Annotated in this window: 19 protein-coding genes and 3 pseudogenes; 10 read left to right on the top strand and 12 right to left on the bottom strand. The window is 65.8% G+C overall.

Translation table 11 applies throughout. The features are described 5' to 3' along the window. Positions 1-9 precede the first annotated feature (9 nt). From R2733_17270 to R2733_17245, 6 genes and pseudogenes are all read left to right on the top strand, one after another. Positions 10-1305: a hypothetical protein gene (locus R2733_17270; GenBank protein MEZ5378258.1), complete on the top strand. Its 1296-nt coding sequence runs from the start codon at positions 10-12 to the stop codon at positions 1303-1305. Continuing rightward, positions 1302-2816, top strand: coding sequence for an SCO6880 family protein (locus tag R2733_17265; protein ID MEZ5378257.1), 1515 nt, complete (start codon positions 1302-1304; stop codon positions 2814-2816). The genes R2733_17270 and R2733_17265 overlap by 4 nt, the downstream gene beginning before the upstream one ends. After that, a complete protein-coding gene (locus R2733_17260) occupies positions 2813-4090 on the top strand; it encodes a hypothetical protein (GenBank protein ID MEZ5378256.1) in 1278 nt (425 codons plus the stop codon). Before R2733_17265 ends, R2733_17260 begins: the two co-directional genes overlap by 4 nt. Then, positions 4087-6093 (top strand): type IV secretory system conjugative DNA transfer family protein, encoded by a 2007-nt coding sequence (locus R2733_17255; GenBank protein MEZ5378255.1) that lies wholly within the window; start codon positions 4087-4089, stop codon positions 6091-6093. The genes R2733_17260 and R2733_17255 overlap by 4 nt, the downstream gene beginning before the upstream one ends. A gap of 508 nt (positions 6094-6601) precedes the next feature. Next, positions 6602-7870, top strand: a complete 1269-nt coding sequence (locus R2733_17250) for an IS256 family transposase (GenBank protein MEZ5378254.1) — start codon at positions 6602-6604, stop codon at positions 7868-7870. A gap of 731 nt (positions 7871-8601) precedes the next feature. Next, a pseudogene (locus R2733_17245) lies at positions 8602-9641 on the top strand (IS3 family transposase). Positions 9642-9666: 25 nt separating this feature from the next. Here the strand turns inward: R2733_17245 and R2733_17240 are convergent. The 6 genes and pseudogenes from R2733_17240 to R2733_17215 all read right to left on the bottom strand — a co-directional run bounded on the left by R2733_17240 (position 9667) and on the right by R2733_17215 (position 14208). Beyond that, positions 9667-9871: pseudogene (locus tag R2733_17240) on the bottom strand (integrase core domain-containing protein). A 56-nt stretch (positions 9872-9927) separates the two neighbouring features. After that, on the bottom strand, positions 9928-10233 hold the full coding sequence (locus tag R2733_17235; GenBank protein ID MEZ5378253.1) for a DUF6262 family protein: 306 nt from the start codon (positions 10231-10233) through the stop codon (positions 9928-9930). Beyond that, positions 10230-12188 carry a tyrosine-type recombinase/integrase gene (locus R2733_17230; GenBank protein ID MEZ5378252.1) on the bottom strand — a complete coding sequence of 653 codons (1959 nt, stop codon included), beginning with the start codon at positions 12186-12188 and terminating at the stop codon, positions 10230-10232. The genes R2733_17235 and R2733_17230 overlap by 4 nt, the downstream gene beginning before the upstream one ends. Continuing rightward, positions 12136-12765 (bottom strand): tyrosine-type recombinase/integrase, encoded by a 630-nt coding sequence (locus tag R2733_17225; protein ID MEZ5378251.1) that lies wholly within the window; start codon positions 12763-12765, stop codon positions 12136-12138. The genes R2733_17230 and R2733_17225 overlap by 53 nt, the downstream gene beginning before the upstream one ends. 524 nt (positions 12766-13289) lie before the next feature. Continuing rightward, a complete protein-coding gene (locus R2733_17220) occupies positions 13290-13934 on the bottom strand; it encodes an IS3 family transposase (GenBank protein MEZ5378250.1) in 645 nt (214 codons plus the stop codon). A 58-nt stretch (positions 13935-13992) separates the two neighbouring features. After that, positions 13993-14208 carry a hypothetical protein gene (locus R2733_17215; protein ID MEZ5378249.1) on the bottom strand — a complete coding sequence of 72 codons (216 nt, stop codon included), beginning with the start codon at positions 14206-14208 and terminating at the stop codon, positions 13993-13995. 525 nt (positions 14209-14733) lie between these two features. On the opposite strand from R2733_17215, the pseudogene R2733_17210 reads away from it, so the two are divergent. Further along, a pseudogene (locus R2733_17210) lies at positions 14734-15892 on the top strand (IS256 family transposase). Between the two features lie 1059 nt (positions 15893-16951). On the opposite strand, the gene R2733_17205 reads toward R2733_17210, so the two are convergent. From R2733_17205 to R2733_17185, 5 genes are all read right to left on the bottom strand, one after another. Next, the gene (locus tag R2733_17205) at positions 16952-17230 is read right to left on the bottom strand and encodes a hypothetical protein (protein ID MEZ5378248.1); all 279 of its coding nucleotides are present in this window, start codon (positions 17228-17230) and stop codon (positions 16952-16954) included. A 224-nt stretch (positions 17231-17454) separates the two neighbouring features. After that, on the bottom strand, positions 17455-17817 hold the full coding sequence (locus R2733_17200; protein ID MEZ5378247.1) for a hypothetical protein: 363 nt from the start codon (positions 17815-17817) through the stop codon (positions 17455-17457). After that, on the bottom strand, positions 17814-18140 hold the full coding sequence (locus R2733_17195) for a hypothetical protein (GenBank protein MEZ5378246.1): 327 nt from the start codon (positions 18138-18140) through the stop codon (positions 17814-17816). The genes R2733_17200 and R2733_17195 overlap by 4 nt, the downstream gene beginning before the upstream one ends. Before the next feature lie 25 nt (positions 18141-18165). Beyond that, positions 18166-18753 carry a hypothetical protein gene (locus tag R2733_17190; protein MEZ5378245.1) on the bottom strand — a complete coding sequence of 196 codons (588 nt, stop codon included), beginning with the start codon at positions 18751-18753 and terminating at the stop codon, positions 18166-18168. Further along, complete coding sequence (locus tag R2733_17185; protein MEZ5378244.1) at positions 18750-19430, bottom strand: recombinase family protein; 681 nt, start codon at positions 19428-19430, stop codon at positions 18750-18752. Before R2733_17185 ends, R2733_17190 begins: the two co-directional genes overlap by 4 nt. A gap of 225 nt (positions 19431-19655) precedes the next feature. Between R2733_17185 and R2733_17180 the strand changes: the two genes are divergently transcribed. From R2733_17180 to R2733_17170, 3 genes are read left to right on the top strand one after another with little or no spacing between them, the layout of a single operon-like run. Next, the gene (locus R2733_17180) at positions 19656-20933 is read left to right on the top strand and encodes a hypothetical protein (protein MEZ5378243.1); all 1278 of its coding nucleotides are present in this window, start codon (positions 19656-19658) and stop codon (positions 20931-20933) included. After that, positions 20930-21898, top strand: coding sequence for a bifunctional DNA primase/polymerase (locus R2733_17175; protein MEZ5378242.1), 969 nt, complete (start codon positions 20930-20932; stop codon positions 21896-21898). Before R2733_17180 ends, R2733_17175 begins: the two co-directional genes overlap by 4 nt. Before the next feature lie 20 nt (positions 21899-21918). Next, a complete protein-coding gene (locus R2733_17170) occupies positions 21919-22245 on the top strand; it encodes a hypothetical protein (GenBank protein ID MEZ5378241.1) in 327 nt (108 codons plus the stop codon). A 37-nt stretch (positions 22246-22282) separates the two neighbouring features. Here R2733_17170 and mobF read toward each other — a convergent pair whose 3' ends face one another. Next, positions 22283-25699, bottom strand: a complete 3417-nt coding sequence (gene mobF, locus R2733_17165; protein MEZ5378240.1) for a MobF family relaxase — start codon at positions 25697-25699, stop codon at positions 22283-22285. Between the last annotated feature and the right edge of the window lie 856 nt (positions 25700-26555).

The following is a 26555-nucleotide window of genomic DNA, read 5'->3' as shown; positions in this document are numbered from 1 at the left end:
AGGAGCGGGATGACGCCGATCGTCGCTCAGATCCCGATCGTCGATGACATCGTCGAATCCGCCGGGTCGATCACTGGCGGCGCCGCCGGGTGGGGATTCGAACAGGTGGCCGAAGGCATCGCGAGATGGGTCCTTGGCGCAGTGTCGTTCTTCGTCGAGGGGGTGGTCGACTTCCTCCTCAACTCGTCCAGCCCGAACCTCACGTCGGCCTGGTTCTCCGGTGCCGGGTCGCCCTTTGCCACCGTCCGCAACATCGCCGGACTCATGCTGCTGGCTTTCCTTTTCCTCGGCCTCATCCAAGGGTTGATGGCAGGAGACGTCGGCGGGATGGTTCGCCGAGTCGCCATGGACCTGCCGATGGCGATCATCGGAATGGCAGCCACGACGATCGTCGTCGATCGACTCCTCGCCCTGACCGACGCGCTGTCAGCCACAGTCCTCCAGAGCACCGACGCGCAGGCGGTGAACTATCTTGCCGGCTTCGGTGTCACCGTCTCGGGCCTGAGCGGAGGGTTCGCCGCAGTGATCCTCGGGCTGATGGCGATCATCGCCGGATTTCTGGTGTGGATCGAGCTGATGGTCCGCTCGGTGTTGGTCTACGTCATCGTCGCACTGTCGCCGCTGGCCTTCGCCGCCACCGTGTGGCCTTCGGCCCGAGGCGTGCTGCGGCGGATGGTCGAGCTTCTCGTCGCCGTCATCTTCTCCAAGCTGGTGATCGCCATCGCCATTTCGGTGGGGGTTGCGGCGTTGTCGGGTGCCACCGCTACTCCTCCTGATGCGCCGCTTGCCGATGATCTCGCAGCCGGGATGGGGAACCTGTTCGTCGGCACCGCGGTGCTCGGGATGGCCGCCCTCTCGCCCTTCCTCCTCCTGAAGCTGATCCCGATGGCAGAGGCTGCCCTCGTCGCCCAGGGAGTATCGAGGGCGCCGATCCGAGGGGCGCAGTCGACGATGAGCAACGTCTACCACGCCCAGTCGATCGGCCGTCTGGCCGGTGGGTCCTCGAGCGGATCCGCAAACAGCTCCGGCAATTCCGGCAGCGGGACGGCGAAGCAGACAGCACCGTGGGCTGTCGGCGCCGGTGCCCCCCCATCGTCAGCAATTAGTACCGGAGCCACCGGTTCGTCAGCCACGTCGACTGCTGCTGCCGCCGGCCCGGCCGGCGTCGCTGTCGCCACCGGCACGACCGTGCTGTCTGCGGGGACCGGAGCGATCGGCAAGACCTCACAAGCGGCCACCGACGCCGCCGCCCCGACGCCTCATGTCGAACCCCGCCGCAAGCCCAACAACGGAAGCCAGCAATGAACGAACCGCAAGCAGTCACGTACCGATTCAATCTGCGGGACCGCACCGGCTGGTTCCTCGGACTCGAAGGGCCACAGTGCGTGGCGCTCGGGCTCGGGGTCCTCGGCGCCGGTGCCCTCCTCAACGCTGGAGCGCCGGGACTGACCGTCTTCGTCCCACTGGTCCTGGCTGCCGCAATCGCGTTGGGCCAATGGCAAGGCCGCCCGCTGTACCTGCTGGCACCGATCGCCACGACATGGAGCTTCACACGCCTCACCGGCCGCCACCGGTGGTTCGCACCGATCACCCGGTTCACCGAATCCGGAGAGCGCACCACGTCGCAACCGTCGTTGCCGCCCATGCTCGAAGGGACCTCGATCGACGAATCCGAGGTTGCGTGGACTCGCAGAGGCCGCAGCGAGGGGACCGGGATCGTCCTTGATCGCACCGAGCGCACCGCCACCGCTGTTCTGCGGGTGAGTAGTCGTGCGTTCGCGTTGGCAGAGCGGGGTGAGCAGCAACGGATGCTGTCGATGTGGGGCGATGCCCTTGCAGCGTTCTGCACCGAACGAGGACCGGTCGCCAAGATTCGCTGGACCGAATGGGCCGCTCCCGCCGGTCTCGACGACCAGCGTCGCTACCTCACCGACCACCAGAGCATCTACGCCGACCCCGATGCCCTCGGCTCCTACCGTGAGCTGCTGGCCTCAGCGGGTCCGATGGTGACTCGTCACGAAGTCCTCGTTGCCGTGACCGTCGCCGAACGCAAGCTCCGCCGTCGCAACGGCGACCACGATCATGCGTCGATCGACGAGGTGTTGCTGGAGGAGGTGCGGTTGCTGTCCGGTCGGCTCGAGACGGCCGGGCTGTCGGCCAGCCTGCCGCTCTCCCCGACCGAGATCGCCGAGACGCTTCGCAGCAGACTCGATCCGTACTCCGTCCCCACGTTGGGTGCACGCAAGCGATCCCTGACCGAACTCGCCGGGATCGTGTCGGTCGTCAACGCCGGACCGATGAGCGTCGACGTGGCCTGGGATCACGTTCGGGTCGACCGTTCCGTTCACGCGTCGTACGTGTTCGCCGAATGGCCTCGGCTCGAGGTCGGCCCCACCTGGATGGAACCGCTCATGCTCCAAGCCGGCGGTATTCGTACCCTTGCTGTGCACTACGAACCGGTCGCCCACTCGCGGTCCCAACGCCAGGTCGACCGGGACAGCGTCAAACTCGCCGCCGACGAGGAACAACGCAACCGGTCCGGGTTCCGCGTCGGGGCACGACACCGGCGTGCCCAAACCGAGGTCGCCGATCGCGAGGCCGAACTGGTCGCCGGCTACCCCGAGTTCGAGTACGTCGGGACCGCCCACATCTGCGCACCCGACCAGGTCTCACTCGAGCGTTCCTGCTCGGAGTACGAACAGCTCGCCGCCCAGGTCGGCATCGAGCTCCGCCGACTCGACGGACAACATGACCTCGCCCTCGCCTGTTGCCTGCCGATCGGTCGAGGGATCGCCGGAAAGCGTGGACTGCAATGACCATTCGGCTTCGCAGACTCCACGTGCCCCGTCATCGTGGCACCACCGCTAACCTGTGCGCCGCCTACCCGTTCCTCGCCGAAGCCGGGCTCGGGGCACGTGGCGTCTACATGGGTACGAATCTGCTCACCGGTGGCAGCGGATTCGCGTTCGATCCGTTCGAGGCCTATACCGCCGGGCTGCTCACGAACCCGAACATGCTCCTTGCCGGTGAGCCCGGAACCGGGAAGTCGAGCACCGCCAAGGTGTTCATCTACCGCTCGGTCGGTGTGTTCGGCCGCTGGGTCGCAGTCGCCGATCCCAAGGGCGAGTACCTCCCACTCGCCGAGACGCTCGGGCTCTCGGTCATCAAGCTGCACCCCGGAGGCGCTCACCGGCTCAACCCACTCGACCCCGGACCGGCTGGCCGTACTGACGGACCCGATGAGCTGGCTCGCCGCCAGACCACCATGGTCGCCGCCCTGCTGTCGTCGGTCCTGCACCGTGATCTCACTCCGGTCGAAGACGCCGTCCTTGGCTGGGCAATAACCCACCTTGCCCGCCACGCCACCGGGCCGGTCACGCTCAACGATGTCGTCGCCGTCATGGCCGACCCGACCGCGGAGATGGCCCAACTCGCTCGAACCAACTCGGTCGAGCTTGCTCGCAGTGTCGAGGCGGCAATCTACGGTCTCGGCAAGCTCCTCGACAGGTCACTGCGAGGCATGTTCGATGGCCCGACCAACGTCACGATCGACTGGGACGGGCCGGGCATCGTGCTCGACCTCTCGGCGGTGCACCACGACCCGGAGGCGCTCACGCTCGTGATGATCGCCACCACCGCCTGGCTCCAAGCGGTGCTCGCACGACCCGATGGGCCCCGACGTATCCAGATCCTCGACGAAGCCTGGTCGCTGCTCGGCTCCGAACGCACCAGCAAGTACCTGCAATCGTGCTGGAAGCTGTCGCGTGCCTATGGGGTCGCCAACCTCGCCATCATCCATCGGCTCTCAGACCTCCGGGCTCAGGCCGACGACGGCACATCGGCGTCGAAGGTGTCGATGGGACTGCTCGCCGACACCCAGACCCGGATCCTGTTGCGTCAAGCCACCGACCAAGTCCCTGAAGCACGGGAGCTGCTCGGCCTCACCTCGACCGAAGCCGAGCTCCTCCCTCGTCTGGCCAAAGGCCGAGCGTTGTGGAAAGTGGGATCACATACCGCCGTCGTCGCTCACACCATCGGTCCGGCTGAGCGTGCGTTCTGCGACACCGACGCCCGAATGACTAACCAATGACGGCGCCCCACCCCTACGGCCGAGGACCAACCGGGCCGCCGGGCCCGCCGACGTGGGGCGTCGGCAACGACGTCGGCATGAACCTCGCCATCGGCGCCATCGTCATGATCATGGCGGTCGGCGCCGTCGTCTGGTGTGGCGCTCAACTCGCAGCTGTCGTCTTCGGCGACGGACTGATGCCCGCTGGCTTGGCGGACGCCGGAAGCGCACTCGTGCATCTCAAGGCCAACGCAGGCAACCCCAAGGCGGCATGGCCCGACGACACCGGGGCAACGCTGCCCGGTCCCCTCGCCTACTGGACCTGCACCATCACCGTCGCCCTCGTTGCGTTCGGAGCGATCGTGTCTGGCTACTGGCTCTGGACCACTCGATGGAAGGACCGAGCAAACCCGCTTGGCGTCACCCGACCCGGAGGAATGGCGTTGGCCAAAGACATGAAACACCTGACGGTGGAGGAACCAACTCTCGGCCGGATCACCCTCGGCCGGCTCGGCCGCAAACTCCTCGCCGCCGAACCGCAGACGAGCCTGGCCGTCATCGGTCCGACCGGCTGCGGCAAGACGGCCGGGTTCGCCATCCCCGCTCTGCTCGAATGGAAGGGACCGATCATCGCGACGAGCGTCAAGAACGATCTCCTCGATGTCACGCTCGAGCACCGACGCCAGCAGGGCACCGTCTGGATCTTCGACCCCACCGCCGTCACCGGACACACCGCAGCCGGATGGTCACCGCTCACCGCCTGCGACACATGGGGCGGAGCGCAGCGCGTCGCCGCCTGGCTCTGCGAAGCAGCCCAACCGAAACGAGACAGCGTCACCGACGGCGACTACTGGTACACCCAGGCCCGCAAAGGCCTCGCCCCCTACCTCCACGCCGCTGCCATCGGCGACAAGACCATGGCCAATGTGGTCCGATGGATCGACACCCAAGCGGTTGACGACGTCGAGGCGATCCTCCGAGAGCACGCCGGCGTCGAGGCCCACCTCGAGAAGCTGATGGTCACCGACGAAGCCCGCCAGCTTCGGCGCAAGTTCCAGCGGACGATCGAGGACCAGGTCACCGCTCAGTACCAGGCCGAGCATGACTTGATGGACGGCAGCAACCCATGGGTGACGCTCGACCCGAGGCAGTGGCCGATCGATCGGCAGCGGGAACTCAAGCGACGAATCGGCGACCAGCTGCACGCCGAGGTGAAGGCCGAACTGCTCAGCACTGCGCTGAAGGACATGGCCCCAACTGGAAGGCTCGACCCGCTGCTCGCCGCCCGAGCACTCTGGACCAAAGAAGCGCGGCTGCGGGGCAGCGTGTACGCCACCATCGAGAACGTGCTCGCCGGCTACGCCGACCCCGAGATCGCGAAGGCGACCAACATCAGCGAGATCAACCTCGCCACATGGCTCAGTGGCGACAACACCATCTTCGTGATCGCCACCGCCCACGAGCAGGCAAGACTACGGCCGGTCCTCAACGTGCTGATCCAACAAGCCATCCGCATTGCCTACGACACAGCAACGGTCAAGGGCGGCAAGCTCGACCACCCGTGCCTGGTCATGCTCGACGAAGCAGGCAACATCGCGCCCTTGCGTGACCTCCCCGGCTACGCCGCGACCGCAAGGAGCCACGACATCAGCCTCGTCACCATCTGGCAGGACCTGGCCCAGATCAAGAGCATCTACGGCGACCGAGCACAGACCGTTCTCAACAACCACCGGGCCAAGATGTTCGGCACCGGCATCGCCGATGACGCCACCCTCGACTATCTCAGCCGCCTCATCGGCGAAGAACGACGGACCGAATACAACCAGTCCGGAGACCTGCACGGCGGCCGTCGCAGCATCACGGAAACCACCCAATACCGCCGTACCGCCCCTGCCGACACCATTCGCAGGGTCCAGCCCAACCACGCCCTTCTGATCTACGGCCGAGACCTCCCGACGCAGGTGAGGCTGCGACCGTGGTTCAGGAATCCGACGCCAAGGGGTCAGACAGCACCCCGGAAGTGAGTGCCGACTACCAGTGGCTTCAAGCCGATAGTCGTCACTGGCCTTCGTCCCGACTCGACTCGGGTGGTGGCCGGGAGCCTCGGAAGACTTGCCGTCTAGACTCGAGCTCCCTGGGCGGTGAGTGATCCGAACATCGTCGTCGAACTCTGCAATCCGGAATCCAAGCGATGCTAATCAGCCATCGGCGTAGTCCGATGAGGAGAGAGGAGGTGGAAAAATAATGGGACGCGCTCAACGGGAACACGAGGAACTAGTTGAAGCGGGAATGCACTCATCGCCCGAGGGGCTGGCCTGCACGACCTGCGTTCTCGATGCCGAGCTCCGACGCTTCGTAGAAGATCATGGTCACGTTGGCACGTGTACCTACTGCGGTGGCGAGTCACGACTGGTCGAGGTATGACCTGAAGTTGTGGATGGCCGGTCTGTTCTGGGGCGCGGCGTACCTTCCTCGTTGAACGTAACGAGTAGCTCGACCCGGCGTGGCTGCGCTGGGGAGGAAGGAACGCCGATGTTGAGAGTAGTGACTGATGATGACGCCCGCGCGGAGATGCGGTCGTCGCTGGACGAGATCGTGTTGGGAGGCGCCCGCCGGATGCTGGCCGCCGCGTTGGAGGCCGAGGTCGACGCGTACATCGCCGACCTGGCCGATCAGCGTGACGCCGAGGGACGGCGGTTGGTGACACGGAACGGGCATGCCCGCGAGCGGACGGTGACCACCGCAGCCGGAGGGATCGGGGTGTCCGCGCCGCGGGTGAACGACCGCCGCGTCGATCCCGACACCGGGGAACGGGCCCGGTTCCGTTCCTCGATCCTGCCGCCCTGGGTGCGCAAGTCCCCCAAGGTCGCGGACGTGTTGCCGTTGCTGTACCTGCATGGCATGTCGACCGGTGACTTCGCGCCGGCGCTCACAGAGTTCTTCGGTTCGGCTGCGGGGTTGTCGGCGTCGGTGGTGACCCGGTTGAGCGCCCAGTGGCAGGACGAGCAGAAGGCGTTCGCTGCCCGCCGGCTCGATGACCGTGACTTCGTGTACGTGTGGGCCGATGGGGTGCACTTCAACGTCCGCCTCGAAGAAGAACGCCTGTGTTGCCTGGTCATCGTGGGGGTCCGCGTCGACGGCACCAAGGAACTCGTTGCGCTCACTGACGGTTACCGGGAATCGACGGAGTCCTGGGCGGATCTGCTGCGCGACCTCAAGCGGCGGGGGATGCGGGCCCCGATGCTCGCCGTTGGCGACGGCGCGCTCGGGTTCTGGGGGGCGTTGCGCGAGGTGTTCCCTGAGACCCGGGCCCAGCGTTGCTGGTTCCACAAGGTCGGCAACGTGTTGTCGGCGTTGCCGAAATCGGCGCAGCCGACCGCCAAGCGGATGCTGGCCGAGATCCGCGACGCCGAGGACCGCGTCCACGCCGAGCAGGCCGCTCGAGCGTTCGCGGACACCTACGGGGCGAAGTATCCGAAAGCGGTCGCGAAGATCACCGACGACCTCGTCCCGCTGCTCGCGTTTTTCGACTTCCCCGCCGAGCATTGGATCCACCTCAAGACCACGAACCCGATCGAGTCGACGTTCGCGACCGTCCGGCTCCGCACCCGGGTCACCAAGGGCCCCGGCTCACGAGCTGCTGGGCTTGCCATGGCCTACAAACTCCTCGAAGCCGCCCAGGACCGCTGGCGAGCTGTCAACGCACCCCACCTTGTCGCCCTCGTCCGAGCCGGCGCACGCTTCGACAACAAGGGGGTGATCATCGAACGCGACACCACCGAGGAAGCCGCCGCCGCGTAACCCAGGCAGAAACCCCATCCACAACTCTTGACTATTCCTCCTGGTCACATGGGCAGTTGATCTCTTCAGGGAGATGTCACAGTGCATCCGCCAGGAGTTCACACCGGAAGACCTTTCGGTTGAGATTCCGAGCCAGTCGTGGGAGGTCAACACCCCATCGGCCTGGTCTGCCGACATCCTCAATTTCTATGAAAACCCGCTAGGCGAGAGATTGGCCGACGCCTTCTGCGAGGCCTTTCCACTCGAGTGGGTCTCGAACCACGTCTGGACAGGGACGTACGACGACAACCTTCACTACGCATGGGATCGGTTCGCCCACGTGGTCAAGCACGAGACCCGCTTCGTCTTTCTCGACTCGGTCCTGAAGCCCTCACGACGCTACGGCGCCGACATTTCGATGCACGAGCTGCTGCCCGCGATCGGCAACATTCTTCATTCTTGCGGAGCAATCATCCCATTCCCTGCGGGTCAGCCCCTCTACAGAGGGCGAACTCACGACCCGAACGAGGTGCTGAGGTCCGCCGACGAACTCGGTGCCCCGGACCCAATCAATACCCCGTCACAGCGAATGAACCCCTCCGGTATTCCGTTCTTGTACGTTGCAACGACACCTGCGACTGTCGTATCGGAGACCCGCTGCCCGCCTGACCGATCGTTGACGATTGGGGCTGCACTGGGTCTGGTTGATGGTCAGATATGCGAGACTGTGGTCTCGTGGAAGGATGATCATCATGCCGAAGAAGTATCCGGAGGAGTTCCGAGAGGATGTGGTGCGGGTCGCGCGTAAGGGCGAGTCGACGAAGGCGCAGATTGCCAAGGACTTCGGGATCTCCGAAGCGTGTCTGCATCGGTGGCTGCGTGATGCGGCCGATGCGGATGCTGGGATCGAACCGGAGTCGGCCAAGCTACGCGAGCTCCGCAAGCGCAACCGGGTGCTCGAGCAGGAGAACGAGATCCTGCGCCGGGCCGCGGCGTTCTTTGCTCGTGATGCGCTCCCAAAATGACCTACCCGTTGGTTCGTGATCTCAAGGCTGACGGGATACCGGTGATGACGTCGTGTCGAGTGCTGGGGTTCTCGTCTCAGGCGTTCTACAAGTGGTGCGAGAAGCCCTACTCCGATCGGGACTGGGACGACGCCCACCTCGTCAACCTGTTGATGGACCTCCACGCTGATGATCCCGAGTTCGGGTATCGGTTCCTCACCGACGAGCTACACAAGATGGGAGTGGCCGTCACCGAAGGGCACGTCCAGCGGCTCTGTCACGAGCACCAGATCTTCTCGGTCATCTCCAAGAAGGCCAAGAAGCGGCCGCCGGCCGGGCCGCCGGCCCACGACGATCTGGTCAAACGTGACTTCACCGCGTCGGGCCCCAACGAGTTGTGGTTGACCGACATCACCGAGCACCCCACCGCCGAGGGCAAGCTCTATCTCGCCGCGGTCAAAGACGTGTGGTCAACCCGCATCGTGGGCTACTCGATGGGTGCCCGCATGACCGCCTCGTTGGCCGAGCGGGCGTCGACCAACGCCATCACGATCCGCGACATCAACGGCAACACCATTGTTCACTCCGACCGCGGCGGCCAGTTCCGATCGAGACGCTTCACCCGCGTGATCGACCTCCACGAACTGAGGGGTTCGATGGGCCAGGTCGGCTCCTCGGCCGACAACGCCGCCATGGAATCGTTCTTCTCCCTGCTCCAGCTCAACGTCTTGAACCGGCAACGCTGGGAAACCCGAGACCAGCTCCGCTCCGCGATCGTCCACTGGATTGGAGTGAGTACTGGATCGCGCGGTGTCAGGCTGCGGTTGAGTTGACTCGACGGGCCCGGTAGGCGGCGGGTGTGGCGTACCCGAGCGCTTGGTGGGGCCTGCGATGGTTGTAGAAGATCTCGATGTAGTTGGCAACCGCTTCCTCAGCGTGCCCGGGTGGGGAACTCGGTGCGATGCACGAGCTCCTTCTTCAACGCAGCGAAGAACGACTCAGCGACAGCGTTGTCGTAGGCTTAACCGGCCAATCTTGGCTCACATGTGCCCGTGTGGAGTCGGGTGGCGGTGTCTAGTTCGCTCGTTGTCGGGGTTGTCTGTCCTCGAGGTGGCGGAGGCGTTCTTCGTGTTGGCGGACTCTGTCGGCGATGGCTTCGAGAGCGGTGCGGAGGTGCCCGATTTCGTGGGTGAGGCTGGTCAGGGTTCGGGGATCGGAAGGCTGGTTTCGGTGGGCGTCGATGACTGCCCGGAGCTCAGGGGTGTTGTAGAGGGTGGTCCGGCTGAGACCTGTTCGTTGAGCGACCGCGGCGAACGTGACCCTGATCTGTTCGGCAGTGAGGTCGAGACAGGCTTGTTCGATGCCGTCGAGTTTGGTCATGCGCCGGCCTGTTCGATGAGATGATCGAGGCGTTCGAGGAGCCGGTGGTGTCGGTCGGCTTCGTCGATCCAGCCACGACGCTCGGCGTCAGCAGCCAAGGCACGGGTATCAACGCGTTGGGCAGCGAGGACGGTGACCGACGCAGCGTCGGTGCGCAGGTTCGGACAGTGCTCACAGATGTTGGCGTAGGCGCAGGCGCCCTGGGCGGGGGCTCGGAGGCAGTAGCCGCCGGCGAGTCTGGCTTTGATCGCTGGCTCGTCCCGCCAGTCGCCGCTGGTGTTGATGGCGTTCACCGGGATCAGGTCCCGGCCGGTCTGGGTGAGGGGCATGGCCCCGATCCTGGTCTTCGCGAGGTTGAGCGCTCGTTCGTATTCGGCCCGGACGGTCGTGTCGAACAGGTGCCCGTAGCGCAGGCTCATCTGCGCGGACACGTGCCCGAGGAGCGCCATGAGCGCTTGGAGAGAAACACCGGCGTTGACCATGGCGGTGGCGTAGGTGTGACGGAGTTGGTGTGGGGTGACAGGGCCGATCCCTGCGGCCTCGGCGGAACGGCTGAGTTCGTGACGGACCGCGGTTTGTGAGAGCCGGCGGCCGTGGTGGGTGAACAGGAACTGGGTGGGACGCCCGTCGCGGGGATGGTTGATCGGCCGGCCCGGGGTGCGGGTGTCGACGATCCGGTCGATCAGCGCGACGGTTTCGTCATCGAGGGGGACCATGCGTTCGGTGTCGAGTTTCCCGAGTGGGACTTTCAACCATGATCCGTTCCCGGCGATGTCGTGCACGCAGTCGAGTTCGAGATCGATGAGTTCACCGATACGGAGCCCGACCGCCCGGGCAAGGAGCAGGGCGTCAGCCGACAGCCGATACGGCGATGCTTCCAACGCGGCAGCGAGTCGACGATCAGCGTCGACGGGAAGGTAGCGGGGCAACGGTTTGGGGAGCCGGGGATGATCGGAACGGAAGATCAGTCGTCGTGGCGGTGCGTCGTCCCAGCCCCATTCGCCGATCTCGACCAGCATGTGATCGACCGCCCGGATCCGACGGTCCTGATCGGCGATCGTGAGCGGGAGCCCGGTCTTCGACGACGACGCGCCGGCGACGGAGTTCAGATACGGCTCGATATGGCGGCGCCGGTCGAGCCCGTTGAACGAGATGAGCGTCGGGTCGGTGTCGGTGAGGAACAGGCCGAAATGGTTGAGGCGGGTCGCCAACGCAGTCACGGTCTTGGGGCGACACGTGCCGGTCTTGCGTTCCAGGTAGGCGACCATCAACCCGCCGAGTTCGGGGGTGCAACCGGCGAACCGGTCCGTCAGAGGCAACGGTGTCAACGATGGCGGTGGTTGCGTGTCGAGCACGCCGAGATGGAACAACACCTGATGAGCACACACGATCGCGCTGCGATAGTGCCGCCAGCCCTGACCCGTAACCGCCTCACGATCGGTGCATGCCCGGGCCAGCGCGCCGAGGTCGGCGACGGTGATCTGATCGAGACGGCGACCGGTTTGGATCAACACCCGGCCGATCGACTGGGACCCGGCCCGGCGGGCCTGGATCGGGGTGAACCCGACCTCGACCGCCGCCGTAACAAACGCCGCCATGTCGTCGCCGATCGGCGTGCCGGCGCTGGCGGACCAGAACGCTGAGAGTTTGCGTCTCACCAGCCAATCCCAACCCGGGCGGACACGGCCCGACATCATCAACATCGCCAACAACGCCGTCGCTGACGGATCGATGGCGAGGCGAACGTCCAACGGTTCGGCCTCCCAGGCCGACGGCTCAGGCCATGCTCGCAGGAACAATCGGGCGGCGCGTTCCGAAGTCACGTTGCCCCGCCCCGTGGCGGTCATGTATTCCCGGTAGATCTCGAACAACTCGTCGCCCTGGGGCAGCGGGCCGGCTGGTTCAGGACTGGTGGCGTTGTCGTTGACGGGCAGCATCGAACTCAGCTTTGACATGGGTCGGAGCCAGATGGACATAGCGGGCAGTGGTGTCGATATGGGTATGGCCGAGCAGGGCCTGCATCACCGCCAGATCAACCCCGGCCTCGGCCAGCGCAGTGCCGAAGGTGTGGCGCAACGCGTGCGGATGCCCGCCCGCAACACCAGACAGTTCCCGGTGATACCGGAAGATCCGCCGCAGCCCGGCCGTGGTCAACGGCTGCCCGCGGGTCGGGCCCTTGGCAACGATGAACAACCGGCCGCTCGCCGTCTCGGGCCGCTCCGCCAGCAGGTAGGTCTGGATCACCCCGGCAACATCGACATCGAGCGGGACACGACGTTCCTTAGCGCCCTTGCCGTTCACCCGGAGCCAGCGGCCACCAATGTCGACATCGGTGACGTCGAGGCCGAGAACCTCGACCGAGCGCAGACCACAGAACACCATCAACCCGGCGATCGCCCGGTCACGCCACGTCAACAACGACCCAAACAAGGCCACGACCTGGTCGGCGTCGAGCGACCGTGGCAGCCGGTTCGCCTCGCGGACACGTATCGGTGAACGCCGCCGAGGGCGACGCTCGACATGCGACAACATGCCGCCACGCTCCGCCGGCGACCGACGACGCCTCAGCGCCCTTGGGAACCGGGTTCCCCAACTCCGGGCACCGCATCGTCCGGAACGTGAACATGCCCGACACCGCCGCCAACCGGAGGTTCACCGTCGACGGCGACAAAGCGTCAGCACGACGACCGTTCATCAACACCACGTTCGGTCCCGGCCGGCCAGCAACCCGCTCGACCCGGCACGCCGCCAAGAACCTGAGCAACACATCAGTCGTCACCTCGGCCAAGTCGATCTCCTCAGCATCGAGCCAACGGACGAACGCGAGGAGCCCGTAGCCGTACGTCCGGATCGTTCGAGGCGAATAGTTCCGGTCGGCCAGATAGCTCAAATACTCGTCGACCAACCCGAACCGTTCCGCCCCCGCACCCCGATCGACCAGACCCCGACATCGTCTTGCTCGAGGATCAACCCAGCGGCAGGCACACCAAAACATGTAAACCCGACGCCAGAGAAACGCAAGGAAGAATCTCAGGAAACCCAGTAACTATCTGGGCTCAAGCCGCCAACACCAGATCCGATTGGCCGGTAAAGGGGCAGCAGCCGACCTGGCCCATCGAGGAACGGATCCGCCCATTCACACGCAGGCAGTGACGGAACGCCCTCGAGGTGTACTCCGTGCCGCGGTCGGAATGGAAGATCGCTCGCCGCCGGATCCGCCGGTTCCGGCGGGCCATGACGATCGCCTCGCACACCAGTTCGGCCCGATGATGCTCGGCCATGGCCCAGCCGATCACTTCACGGTTGTACAGATCGATCACCGTCGCGAGGAACACGGGGCCTTCCCACGTGTCGATCTGGGTGATGTCGCCGACCAGACGCACACCGGGCCGATCAGCGGTGAAGTCGCGGGCGATGAGGTCGGGGGCCGGCGGTGTCCCATCGGGTTGGGTGAGATGCCGCCACGGCGCTGGATGACACGACTCCAGGCCTTGTTCGACCATCAGATCCCGCACCACACGGTCACACACCACGATCCCTTCATCGACGAGCCGGGAATGCACCTTGCGGTAGCCGAACACCCCGTTGGAGGCAGCGAACACCCGGGCGACCTCACCGGCCAGCCACTCCCGGCGACGAGCCGACGCGGAGGGGTGCGGCGACGCCAGGCGTAGAACCCGGACTCCGACACGCCAGCCCACCCGCACATTCGGACAACAGGAAATTCGGGCTTCTCCCCAGCAACAGCGATCTGGTCGATCACTGCGAACCACGCTTCGGGCGTTGTTCGGCTGCGAAGAAGCCCGCCGCTTTTTTCAAGAACTCGTTCTCCTGGCCGGCCCAATACAGCTCGTCCTTCGCTGTCTTCAGCTCGGCGTAGCCGTTTGTTCTCGGCTTCGAGATCGGATTCTTCGCTTTCGGCCACTCGGGACTCCTCGATGCGTGCTCGACGCAGCCAGGTTCGCAGAGTCTCATGCGAGATGCCCAGCTCCCGGGCGACCTCACGGGTCGGTCGGGAGAACTCGGTGACTTGACGACAGGCCTGAGCACGGAACTCAGGCGATGACTTGATGCCCTTCGGCACGATGACACTTCCCTTCAGCAGGGCAGCCCCTCACCGCGAAATCCCTTCCCCACTCCAGATCGAGGCCACCTACCACCGACGCCGCCGCCAACGAGGCCTCGGCAAACTCACCCCAATAGAGTTCGAGACCGTGTACACCCCAACTACCAAGGCCGCCTGACCTATACAACAGCACCATCAACCAAACTCAGTGCAGCCCCCTTGGCCGCTGGACAACCAACGCCCAGGTGGGTGAGTCCCGTCTCGTGGTGTAGATCGGCCTGACCATCGGAGGGGCATCCCCTCGGGTGTGGTGGCCACCGTGCGATTCTCAGAAGTGACTAAACGAACTGAGAAGGAATCGCACGATGACCGAATACGAGTCTGCACTATCCGCTTTCGAGACGCGTCTCACCGGGACCGGCCTTGCCGGATCACTGGCGGAGATTCTGACCGACGCCCTCCAAGAACTCATCGAAGCCGAACTCACCGCACGCATCGGCGCCGAACCCGGTGAACGGACCCTGGCCCGCACCAACCTCCGCAACGGGCACCGCCCGAAACTGGTATCGACCCCCGCAGGCGACCTCGAGCTGGGGATCCCGAAACTCCGGCAAGGATCGTTCTTCCCCGAACTCCTCGAGCCCCGCCGCCGCATCGACAAAGCCCTGTGGGCAGTGATCATGACCGCCTACATCACCGGCACCAGCACCCGAAAGGTCGACGACCTGGTCAAAGCGTTGGGCTGCGACACCGGCATCTCCAAGAGCAGCGTCAGCAGGATCTGCAAGAACATCGACGCCGACGTCGCCGTGCTACGCAACCGTGATCTCGGCCATCAACGCTTCGTCTACGTCTGGCTGGACGCCACCTACGTCCACGTCCGCGAAGCAGGCCAGGTCACCTCGAAAGCAGTCGTGATCGCGACAGGTCTCCGAGCCGACGGCTACCGGGAAGTACTCGGCGTCGATGTCGGGGACTCGGAGAACGAAACGTTTTGGACCGAGTTCCTCCGGAGCTTGAAAGACCGCAACCTCACGGGTGTCCGCCTCGTCATCTCCGACGCCCACGCCGGGCTGAAAGCAGCAATCCGGCGGGTGTTCCAAGGCGCCGGTTGGCAACGCTGCCGCGCACGCCATGAGGAACCTGTTGTCGGTCGCCAAGCACCAGCACCGCTTCATGATCGCGGCGTTGATCCGCACCATCTTCGCCCAACCCGACGCCGGGTCGGCCCGCACCCAGTTACGTAACGTCGTCACCCAGCTCGCTGGTGTGTCGCCCGAGGTCGCTACCAAGCTGGAGGGCATGGAGACCGACTTGTTGGCCTACACCGGGTTCCCGCCGGCGCACTGGTCCAAGATCTGGTCGAACAACCCGATCGAACGATTGAACCGTGAACTGAAACGACGCACCGATGTCGTGCAGATCTTCCCCAACACCGAATCGGTGATCCGCCTCGTCGGCGCGCTGCTGGTCGAGATCAACGACGAAATGATCTCCTCCGACCGGCGCTACATCGCCGCCGGCAGTCTCGAACCACTCGTCGACCACGAAGGAGAACCGCTAACGTCATTGCCCGCAGCCCCAAGAACCTGACCAACAGAATCGCACGGCACTCCTACACCACCCGACGGGACTCCATCCCCAGGTCAACCTCGTTGACTTGTCGCGGCTCCGGCCTCCGCCATCGATCTTTGAGCGGGAGACCGACTTGAGACGTGATCACGCACGATTCCTCGAACGGTTTGCAGCGAAGATCTCCCAACCGCTCGACCCGAGCGAACGAGCAGACGTCGAGTACGTGCCGACACAGATCGTCTCTGAGTACCTCCGACGCTGCGTCGCCAGTCGATCCGGGGAACCAGTGGCAGGCATCATGTATCCGTCGAGCGTCGATCCCGATGGAGTCAACATCGCGTTCTTTGGGGCGGTGTGCGATGACGGCCAGTTGACCTTTCCAGTCGATCTCCAGGGGATTGAACAGGCGCCTCTCATGGATTGATCAGCGTTCCCACGTGGCCTGGGTCTGGTCTGGACGGTACGCCGAACTCGCCGTCGATACTAGACAAGGCGGTGCACAGGTCCCATCAGCTCGTCGCCGATACCGGAAAGCCATCGAACAGCTACGGGCGTCCGACTTCTTGGTAGAGGACCCGCTACCCGAAAGTCGGACACCGTCGAGCAGCTCGCCCTTGTCCGGATCGGCGCCCGCCACCCGGGCAACAGCGCGTTGGGCCAGTAGCTCGGTTGCCTCGACGTCGACGTTCGCACCGATCCGGGTCCTAGATGGCTCGACGTACAATGCCCGGGTATGCGGCAGATTCGTCCGGTTCTCGCCTTCCTGTACGTGGCGGCGTCCTGCAGCTCGGGGGTAGTGCTTCGGGATTCTGCACTCGTCTCGACGAGTACGTGAACGGCGTAGTGTCAGGTGAGATCAGCGAGGTCGATCTGCTCGACGAGATCGACGGTCTCGGAGACCCAGGTGGCCGATTCAGCACGGGTCGAGATCGTCTCCGTGCAGCAGTCGAGAGCGGTAACACAGCTACCGCGATCGACCAGACGTTCACGTTGCAAGCCGACTGCATGGACTATCGAGACTCACGCTGACGCTCCAGTCGAGCAGGTGCCAAGGCAACGCTCAGTCGTGCCGTGCGCTCACCGCGGGTAGCACTCCGCTGCAGCGTCGATCCTCACCACACACACGACCCGCTCAACATGCCAACGCACCGCCACGCCACCGATCACCGGTGAACCAGTCGGTGACTCGGCCTCGCTGGCGATCTCGTCAACCGGCAACACATCGAGCACGGTGCAGCCGAGACTCGCCATATTGTCGGCGACCGCCGCCGTTGCTTCGGCTTCCCACCCGGGGAGAGCACGACCCGCGGCCGGGTACTGCTCGGTCGACCAGATCCCGTTGTCGGCGAGTTCCATGACTTCGGGCCGTACACCGAGCACCCGGCGAGTAGCCGGTCCAGAGCGAGAGGGTTGGTCACCATTGGGTTGCTCCTGCCGTCGAAATGATCCGTGCCGTCGACCGTGAGATGTTGAGCCTGTCGAGCGGTTCCCGAGGAAACCGAGGTCTAGCTGGCCCTTCCCGCAATCGGGCCACGACGTCGCCCAACGATTCCCCGCCGCGGGGAACGATCAGCCATTGCTCATGGTCCGAGAAGTCGGATGCACTCGTCGGAAGCGAGAACCATCGCGTCGAGCCACCCGATGAATGCATCCTCGTTGGTCGGGTCGGCCTGCCGTAGCTCGCTGACCCTCCTGGCTTCTTCCCACGCCTGGCCTAGAGGCGTGTCCTTCACCAGCTCGTAGTTGTTGGGATCCAGACTGAGGACAAGGTTCGGACCGTTCTCGACCGATGCGTCAGCGGCCTGGTTCACCCTGTCGCAGATCGCCTCGGCGTGATCCGTCTCGGTGTTGGCCTCGACCCCGATGCACGACGTTCCGAGTAGCACGACAGCGGCCGCTAGCAACGCACCACAGCTACCCACGGAGTTTCGCCGGTCAGTCATCCAAGAATCCGCAGACACTCGTCATACAACGCCACTGTGGCCATGGACCACTCAACAAACAGCTCTCCGTCGATCTCGTCGTCCTTCCTCGCCTCACTGGCTGATCTCGCTTCCTCCCAGAGACGACCTAGCTCGGTGCCCTCCAACAAGCGGTAGCTGTCGGGGTCCAGCTCGACGAGGTACTCGGCCCTGTCTGCGGGGTCGAAGATGGTCGCGTCCGCCGTGATCCTCTTACAGAGCTCCCTTGCCTGAGCCCGCTCGGTCTCGGTGTCAGCTCCAGACGAGCACGACACCCCGGAGAAGACCGCGGCAACACCCAGCAATCGGATCCATAGCGGAGAACGTCGATCAGCCACGGAGCTTCGCCAGTCGTCGCCGGGCCCGCCATCCGAGCACCGATTGCACGTCGGCCAGCTCGGCCCGTAGCCGCTCCTCGACCTCGGCATGCTCCCGTTCAAGGTCTCGAGACTCGGCCAGCTCAGCGAGCCGTCGGTCTCGGTCCTCGATCAGCCGGCCGATCTCACGCTCGCGTTCCTCGGCCCGGGCCGACGCGATCTCGGCCGCTGCTCTCTGCAGCGTCGCTTCCCGATCGGCCTGGTCCGCCCTGGTGCGTTCCTGCTCGACATCGGAGCGCAACCGTTGGGCCTCACGCCCGGAGCGTTCCAGATCCTCGACGAGGCGGGCCAGTTCCTTGGCTGTCTGCTCCCGTTCCCCGGCCAAGAGTGCTTCTCGCAGCTCGACCACTTTGGGAGGAACGTCGACACCGGCCGACGCTGGGATCGGTAGTTCGTCGGACGGGATCAGCCACGGCGCCGAATGCGAGTTGCCGTCCTTCTTTGCACCCGGCCACTCCCGTGCCTGGACACGACGCCGAACCGTTTTGGTGGACACACCGAGTGGGTCGGCGGCTTCTTCGAGCCCGAGGTAGCGGGTCACGCTGCCGCCCGTTTCGCTGCCAGCTCGTCGTCGAGCGCCACCGAGGCAACCACGGCACGAATCGTCGACGGGTACCACCGGCCACCGCGAGCCGTCGGTACTTCCTCGACCGTGAGTTGGTCGGCGATCGCCTGCAGCGTCATCCCGTCGGCACGCAACCGGGCCACACGATGCCGCACAGAGTCGGCCAGCTCCGGAGCCTGCCCGGACCACTGCCCCTTCGCCCACCGCTGCCGGTGGGTCATCGCCGCCCGCTGCCCGATGATCTCGGACTCGAATTGCGAGAACGAGCCCATGGCGTTCAGCATCATCCGACCGGCTGCGGTGCCCGTGTGCACCCCGACGTCGAGCACGATCAGATCCCATCCGTGCCGCTCAGCCCGGCCCATAATGCCGCCGAGGTCGACCACCGACCGGGCCAGTCTGGTCAGGTGGGAGGACACCAGGACGTCGGCCTTACCGGCGACGAGCATGTCGAGCGCTTCGGTGAGCCCCGGCCGTTTCCGCAGCGACCGGACCGAGATTCCCTCGTCGGTCGCATGGTGGACGACGGTCCAGCCACGGGCCTCGACCGCTGGCGTGATGGTCTGCTCCTGGTCGGTCAGCGAGAGCCCCGAGTCGGCCTGCTTGCCGGTCGAAACCCGGGTGTAGATGATCGCCCGCTTCGTGGATGCCATAACGGGACGTTACACGGACTGTTCCAACCGGTGAACAGCCGGAATCGACCAACGATTGCTTGAAGGTCAGAGTGGCGGAACTCCACCGAGCGTCTCTGTCAGGTCGCATCCAAGAATGGGAGCGGACGTGCAGCGAGAGGCCGCACCGCCCGAGTGACGCGTTGCGACTGGCGGATCACCAGGCTGGCGGTCGCGTTTCGCACTCCGGCGGCGCCTTCCCTCCGTATGGACAACGCAAAGGAACCGCCGCCCGGGAATGCGAGCGATGTTGTTGTTGCCTGCGAGATCGCGTGGCGTGCGTTCCAGGTCCAACATCCGGAGCTGCCTGATGCGGTGATCATCCTCGGGTCGGGGGTGGATCGGGGCCGGCTGGTCAGGCTCGGGCACTGGTGGGGCGGTCGCTGGGAGGCGGGCAACGAGCTTCGTGGTGAGGTGTTGCTGGCCGGCGAGGCGCTGCACCTGCCGGTCGAGGACGTGTTCGAAGTGTTGCTGCACGAGGCGGCGCACGGTCTGAACGCCGCCAGGGGCGTCAAGGACACGTCTCGGGGTGGGCGCTACCACAACGCCCGATTCAAGACCACGGCGGTCGAGGTCGGGCTGGACGTCGAGATGATGCCGCCCTACGGCTGGGCCAAGACGACGCTCACCCCTGCTGCGATCGACCGGTACGCCGCCGAGATCGACGATCTGCGCGACGCCATCCGTATCGCCCGGAGGCTCGACCCCGCTCGCACCGCTGGTGCCGGCCGGGAGGGAGCCGGGCCCGGCGAGACGGGGCAATCCAGGTCCTCAGCGATGGTATGCGGGTGTGGTCGGCGGATACGCATGGCGCCGTCGGTGGCGGCGCAGGGTCCGGTGATGTGCGGAGTCTGCGGCGTCGAGTTCACCGTTGGCGAGTCCGCCCAGACCGCGGCTTCGCCGGCCGATGTCGTTCACCTTCGACCGGTCGCAGCCCAGCGTCCCGTCGCTGTCAATTCTGATCAGGAGGCGGCGTTCGGTGTTCTCGGGGACTGGCTCGACACCCCGGAACGCTTCGCCACGGCCGCAAAGGTCATTGCCTGGGCTGGCCAGTCGGATGTGGCCGAAAGCGGCGGCCCTGCGCTCGATGGCGACGATCCGGGTGAGCTGAACGGTTTGGCCCACGCAGTACTTCGGGCGCAGGGACTGCTCAGCGGGCCAGACCTGGAAGCCGGCTCGTTGCTGTTGGCCGCAGGCGACCTCGTCGTCGTCAGCGCCGCTGCGGACGGCAACGGTGACCTCGTCCCCGATGTCGGCGTACTGGGTCAGGTCGTTGCGTGCGATCCGGCCCGCCAATCCGTCGTGGTCGACTTCCCGATCGCCGGCCACTACCGGCTGACCACCGCCGAGGCCGGGCGGCATCTCTCCTACGGCTACGCACTCCCCCACGACTTGACCAACCGGCTACTTCGCCAGAGAACCCCCGTAATGGAACCGGCGTCACCCGAGATGCCGACCGAAGCGATCGAGATCGGGTTGCCGTGACCGACCCGCTCGATTCTGCGCTTCGGTTGGCTCAACGAGGTTTCGAGGTCTTGCCCTGCCACGCACCGAGCAGCGGCGGCTGTTCGTGCCGTCAACCAGAGTGCGGCTCGCCGGGCAAGCACCCCCGCACCCGCAATGGCCTCTATGACGCGACGGTCGATCCATCGGCGATTCGTCGGTGGTGGCGGCAGTGGCCGGACGCCAATCTCGGGATCCGCACGGGCGCGGCCTCGGGGCTGGTGGTGATCGACGTCGACCCCGACCATGGCGGTCTCGATTCGATGCGGTCCCTTGCCGCCGAGCATGCGATCCCGAAGGGTCTACGGGTTCGGACCGGGTCGGGTGGCTGGCACCTCTACTTCGCCCATCCTGGCGGACACGTTCGCAACTCGGCGGGAACGGCCCTCGGCCCGGGGGTCGATGTGCGCGGCGACGGGGGCTACGTGATCGCCCCGCCAAGCCGCCACGCCTCTGGTGGCGTGTACCGCTGGACCGGGAAGTGGGAGCTGCCCGACCTGCCCGACCATCTCCTCGAGCGGATCCGCCCGCCCGAGCGACATGTCGCCGGCGATCAGAGTTCACCGCGCTCTCGGTGGACCGAGCCGGTCCGGATCGACCGTGCGTTGTCGGCTTGGGCTGCCAGAGCGCTGGACGACGAGGCCAGCCAGGTCCGCACCGCGGCATCGGGTGGCCGCAACCACCGCCTGAACCGGGCAGCGTTCAGCCTCGGCCAGATCGTCGGTGCCGGACTACTCGATGCCGACACCGTCGCCGACCAGTTGCATCACGCTGCGCTGGGCGCAGGTCTCGGAGCTCGGGAAGCAACCACTACGATCCGCTCCGGACTCCAGGCCGGAATGACCCGACCGCGCATCCCGGCCGAGCGTTCTGTCGACCCAGCGAACCCTCCTTCGGTCGAAGCATCGGTCAACATCGACCTCGACGTCGACATGGGATCAGGTTGAATCTGACGTAGCCTGAGCGCATGACACGACCAGTGGGGCGACCGGCCCGACCCACCACCATCGACCCCGACTTGCTGACCGCCACGCACGCCGCACTCCTCGCAATAGCGAAAGAACTCCGGCTGCCCGTTGACCGCTACTCCGACCCGATCACCGGCAAGCCGACACGTCGAGTCGAGCCACTGGCGCTGGCGAAGCTGGCGATCGACACTCAAGAGGCGTTGGAGGTCCTGGCTGCACGAGAGGTGGCCGCCTCCCGGGAACTGGAAGGGTCGACGTGGGGACAGGTCGGCGAAGTGTTCGGGATCAGCACCCAATCGGCCCACCACCGCTTCGCCAACAAGTAAGGGTCGGCCTCGGAGTCTGGGTCCGATCCCGAAGCCGCTATTGGAGTTCCATGACGTACTCGGCCTCAGCAGTCGTATCCACCGGCGCAGCCATGTCCCAGGCGACGGCTTCGGCTACCAGCCGCTCGTGCCGAGTCCGTCGATCTCGTTGCAGGACCGGCGCCGGACCCGCATCGGCGCCGACGAGGTAGTGCTCGGGATTGGCGGCGATCTTGGTTCGGCGATGGCTTTCCGCTCGCCGAACGATGTCATACCGGTCGACCACCTCGGCGTGCTCGTCGAACCAGCGCTCTCGATCCTGCTGTCGTTCACGAGCGGCCGTGAGGGCGACGTCGGTTCGGCCGATGGCACGATCAAGGGCGGCGATCTTTCGTTCGCTGCCCTCCCCCAGCGCCCATGCGTTTCGTCGGGTCTGGAGCGTCTCGAGCTCGGCGGTTGCTGCGTCGATGGCTTCAGTTGCTGAACGTGGTGCCTTGGCGAGAACCTGCTCCAACCTTGTGCGCTCGTCGGTGAGGGCACGGAGGGTCATAGTTTCAGCCAGGCGGTGCACGGTGGTGAGCCGGCCGGCTGTGTCGGCGACCATGGTGCCGGTACGGCGGCGAGTGAGGGCGTCGGCGATGTCGCCGAGGTCGAAGCGTATCGGGTCGGGGCGTTGGTGGGTTTCGTCGTCGTGATGAGTGATGGTGCCATCCACGATGTAGAGCCGACTCTGGTCACGGCCCCTGGTAATGGCCACGTAGCCCTCCTCGAAACTCGACTGGTCGGTCGGGTGGTAGCGGGCGGTGCCATGGGTGGCGCCCTGCACCCCGTAGCTCGTGCGTGCGTATCCGTGTTCCAAGCGTCCGGCCGCCAGATAGGTGCGTGGGACCCGGATGGTTCCTTCCCGCTCGAACGCCACCGTGACCTCCCCCGACTTGGGGTGCAAGTTCGTGACGGTGCCAGCGGAGCCGTTCTTGACGAACTCGCCACCGGCGGCGTTGCGGAGTCGGCGGTCGTTGCGGCGAGCGACGACCTGGTCGCCAACCAGATACTCGCGGCCAGCGACGACGAGAGGCTTGCCGGTAAGTTCGCCGTTGGCTTTGAGCAGAACTCGTGCCCGATCGTTGAGGGCGCGTCGGGTGGAATTCGGACCGGCGATCATCGGGTCAGCCCGCCCGTCGAGACGATCCGCATACCAGTCAGCCACCATCGCATCGAAGGACTCCCCTGCGGTCGCCGACCGCACGATTCGCCCGGCGACATCCATGCGGGCCAGGGCGTCGGCGATGTGGCCGTCTCGGTATTCACCGATGGCGAGCCGCTCGACCTGATCGGTCTGGCGGTTGTTCTCCACCAACCGGATCAGATCATCGCCCCGATCGCGACACAGGCGTTGGAACACGCCTCCGACATCGACCGGGCCGTGCTGGTCGGGGTCACCGATCAACACGATCGTCGCGTTCGCGTTGCGGGCATGGCTGGCGAGAAGATGCAGATCTCGGGTGGAGAGCATCGACGCTTCGTCGACGATCACCGTGCTGTCAGGTGCGAGTCCGCCCCACTGGTCGAGATCACGCAGCAACTTGGCGACCGTCGTTGCCGGCATGACCGACCGGCCGAACCCGGCGGCTGATTCCAACTCCGACGCCGCAGCTGCCGACACCGCGGCCCCCACGATCGCGACACCGGCTGCAAGGTGAGCAGCGACGGCGGCTTCGGTGGCGTAGGTCTTTCCCGCTCCCGGCCGCCCCGCGATCGGCAGGATTGCGTCCGCTCGCCGGCAGAGGGCTTCGACCATGACGACCTGCTCGCCCGACAACTCCGGGCGGGCATCGAGCACTGCACCAACCACTGCACCGTCGACTGCACCAGTTCGGCGTTGGCTGGTGTCGGCCCAGGTGAGGAGCTCCTCCTCGAGCGCCGCCAGCTCGGTCGTGGTGTAGATCGCCTGCATCGAAGTCGGCGGTTTGGGTTGTGTCGAGACTTGGGATGGTGCAGTGGCCGGTGCAGCGGGACCGGGCGTTGGTGCAGCCCGCCGTGTCCGATCGACGACGGCGACCGTGTCGCCGGTGAGGAAGGCGTCGGCGTGTGCTTCGATTTCGAGGGCGGTGCAGCTCGCCCCGAATCGTGACGCCAGCGCCTCGACCACATCGGTCCGACGAAACGTCGACGCCCGCTCCGTGAGCCCGGTCGGCTCCGCGAGGTCGTTGAACGCTGCCTGAAGCTCGGCCGGCGTCAGCGCCGCCGGCCGTTGCTTGCCCATGCAGGCCGCTACATGTGCGGCACCGAAGCCAAGGGCGGCAGCTTCAGAGCGCCACTGGTCGAACAGTGTGTCGGGATCGACCAAATAGTCCTTCGGTTTCCGGGTCTCCAACGTGGCGATCTGCGCAGCCCGCGCCGAGGTGTTGCCCGACTCGGCCATCACTTCCTCGATCTCGGTGCGCCGCTTCGAGAACGCCTCGATCACCCGCTCGGGCACCCCGGAGATGTCGGCGTACCCGTTGGTGACCTCGCCCCACTCGACACCCAGACGTTGCGACATCAGATGACGGAGATGAGCCTGATACAGATGCCCGGCCGATTTGGCGTGCTCGAACAGGCCACGGGCAGCGATCGCTCGCCACACCGGGCCGTCTTTGTCCCCGGCATCAACGAGCGTCAGGTTGGCGACCACCACGTGGGTATGGAGCAACGGATCACCGGCGCGGCTGGTCCGGTGATCGAACGCGGCAGCAATCAGCCCGTCGGTCTCGAGTTCACGCTGGGCCTTGTAGACGGTCACCCGGCCCTTGATCGCACGGGACTCCAGATAGCGAACGACCTCGTCGACTGCCTCGGTATGCGCCTGGCGGACCGTCGCCCGGGTAGCAGAATCGGCGAGTGCCCAGACCACGCTCACACTTTTCGGTGGCCGCAACGTGACGTCGTAGCCCGGTCTCGGTTTGCGCGGCTCGCTGGTGGCAGCGTGACGGTCTACTTCAGCCCGGGAGACTTCCCACACGTCGGGCCCGCCGTTGCCGTGATTGGTGACCTGCTTGCCGATCAAGTAGCTCCTGGGCTCGACCACCTGATCGTCGGGCGCTGCCTTGTCGAGCGCGTCCTGATACCGGGCACCTGCGTCAAGCAACTGACGCACGTACCGCGTGGAGACCCCAAGCGCTGTCGCCGCCCGCACAACGTCTACCGGCGCGTCACCGGACTGTTCGAGCGGGGTTGACGGTCGGCGCTGAGACGCGCGGCCAGCCGATCCCGCAGCCGAGATGAGGTACTCCCCCGTGTGAGGGTGCTGCCCGAGCAGTACTCGCCGGAAATGCTCGGGATCGACCTCCCCCTCCAACTCCAGCGTCGACCGGAGCGAGCCCACCCATCGCCCCTTCGCTTCCCCTTCCCCGGTGTAGTAGTCCTCCGCCGAGGTCGCCACCTCCCCCACGTAGTACTCGGCCGCTCCCGGTGTCAGCTTCCCGATGTTCAACATGCCCAGGAAGGCGAACCCGATGCTCCCGGCGCGACAACCGATCCCTTCCGATTTGAGCCACTGGCATCTCGTGAGCTACTTCCGCCACCGGCGGAAGTAGCAAGTCTGTGCCAGACATTGAGGGGTGGTTTGGTGCAGTGCGTCGGGGGTCGGTTCGGCGTGCGGGGAAGGGGTCGAGCTGGAGGGTGAGCCAGCGTCGAAGTGGGCGGAAGTCGGCGAGGTTGCGGTAGCGGGCGGCGAGCAGGCCGGAATCGATCGTTCGGGCGACGCTCGGCGTGCCGGCCACCGTGGCGACTACGTCGAGCCCGGTCACGTCCACGACGTCCCGCTCGGTCAGCGCCCGCCCGAACTCCGTCACGAGCACGAGCCCGTCAAGGTTGTGAGGGTCGGCCATCAGCGTCCTGAGGGCCAGATAGCACGGGCCACGCAGGACTCCGAGCGACCGCTCCCCCGGCCTACTTCCCGGCCGCCCGCTCTCGGGGTCGAGCGTGCCCTCGTCGACCACGGTCAGACCCTCGCGTCCTTGGCGACGGTCGGCGACGACCAACTTCGGCGCGACCTCGGCCGGGAGACCGCCGGGCTCGGCGAACCCCAAGAGAGCACAAGCCATTCGAGGGTCGCTGGTCACCAGCTCGGTCGGGACCATCGTGGCTGCGTGCATGGCGAGCACGCCGGCGATCGTGCTCGTGCCGGCCCCTCCACGGATACCGACGAGCCGGATCGTGTCGATCGCTCCGTCGCCGTCTGCCCGCTGGAGGGGGTCGGTGCAGTCGTTGGTGCAGTCCGTGGTGCAGTCTCCGGAGCAGCCGTTGGTGCAGTCGCAACTGGTCGTGCACGTCACCGGGAAACAGCCGCA

This window comes from Acidimicrobiales bacterium (genome assembly GCA_041394265.1).
Taxonomy (GTDB): domain Bacteria; phylum Actinomycetota; class Acidimicrobiia; order Acidimicrobiales; family SZUA-35; genus JBBQUN01.
Note: the sequence above shows the minus strand (reverse complement) of the source record. Positions and strands in the feature narration are given on the sequence as shown.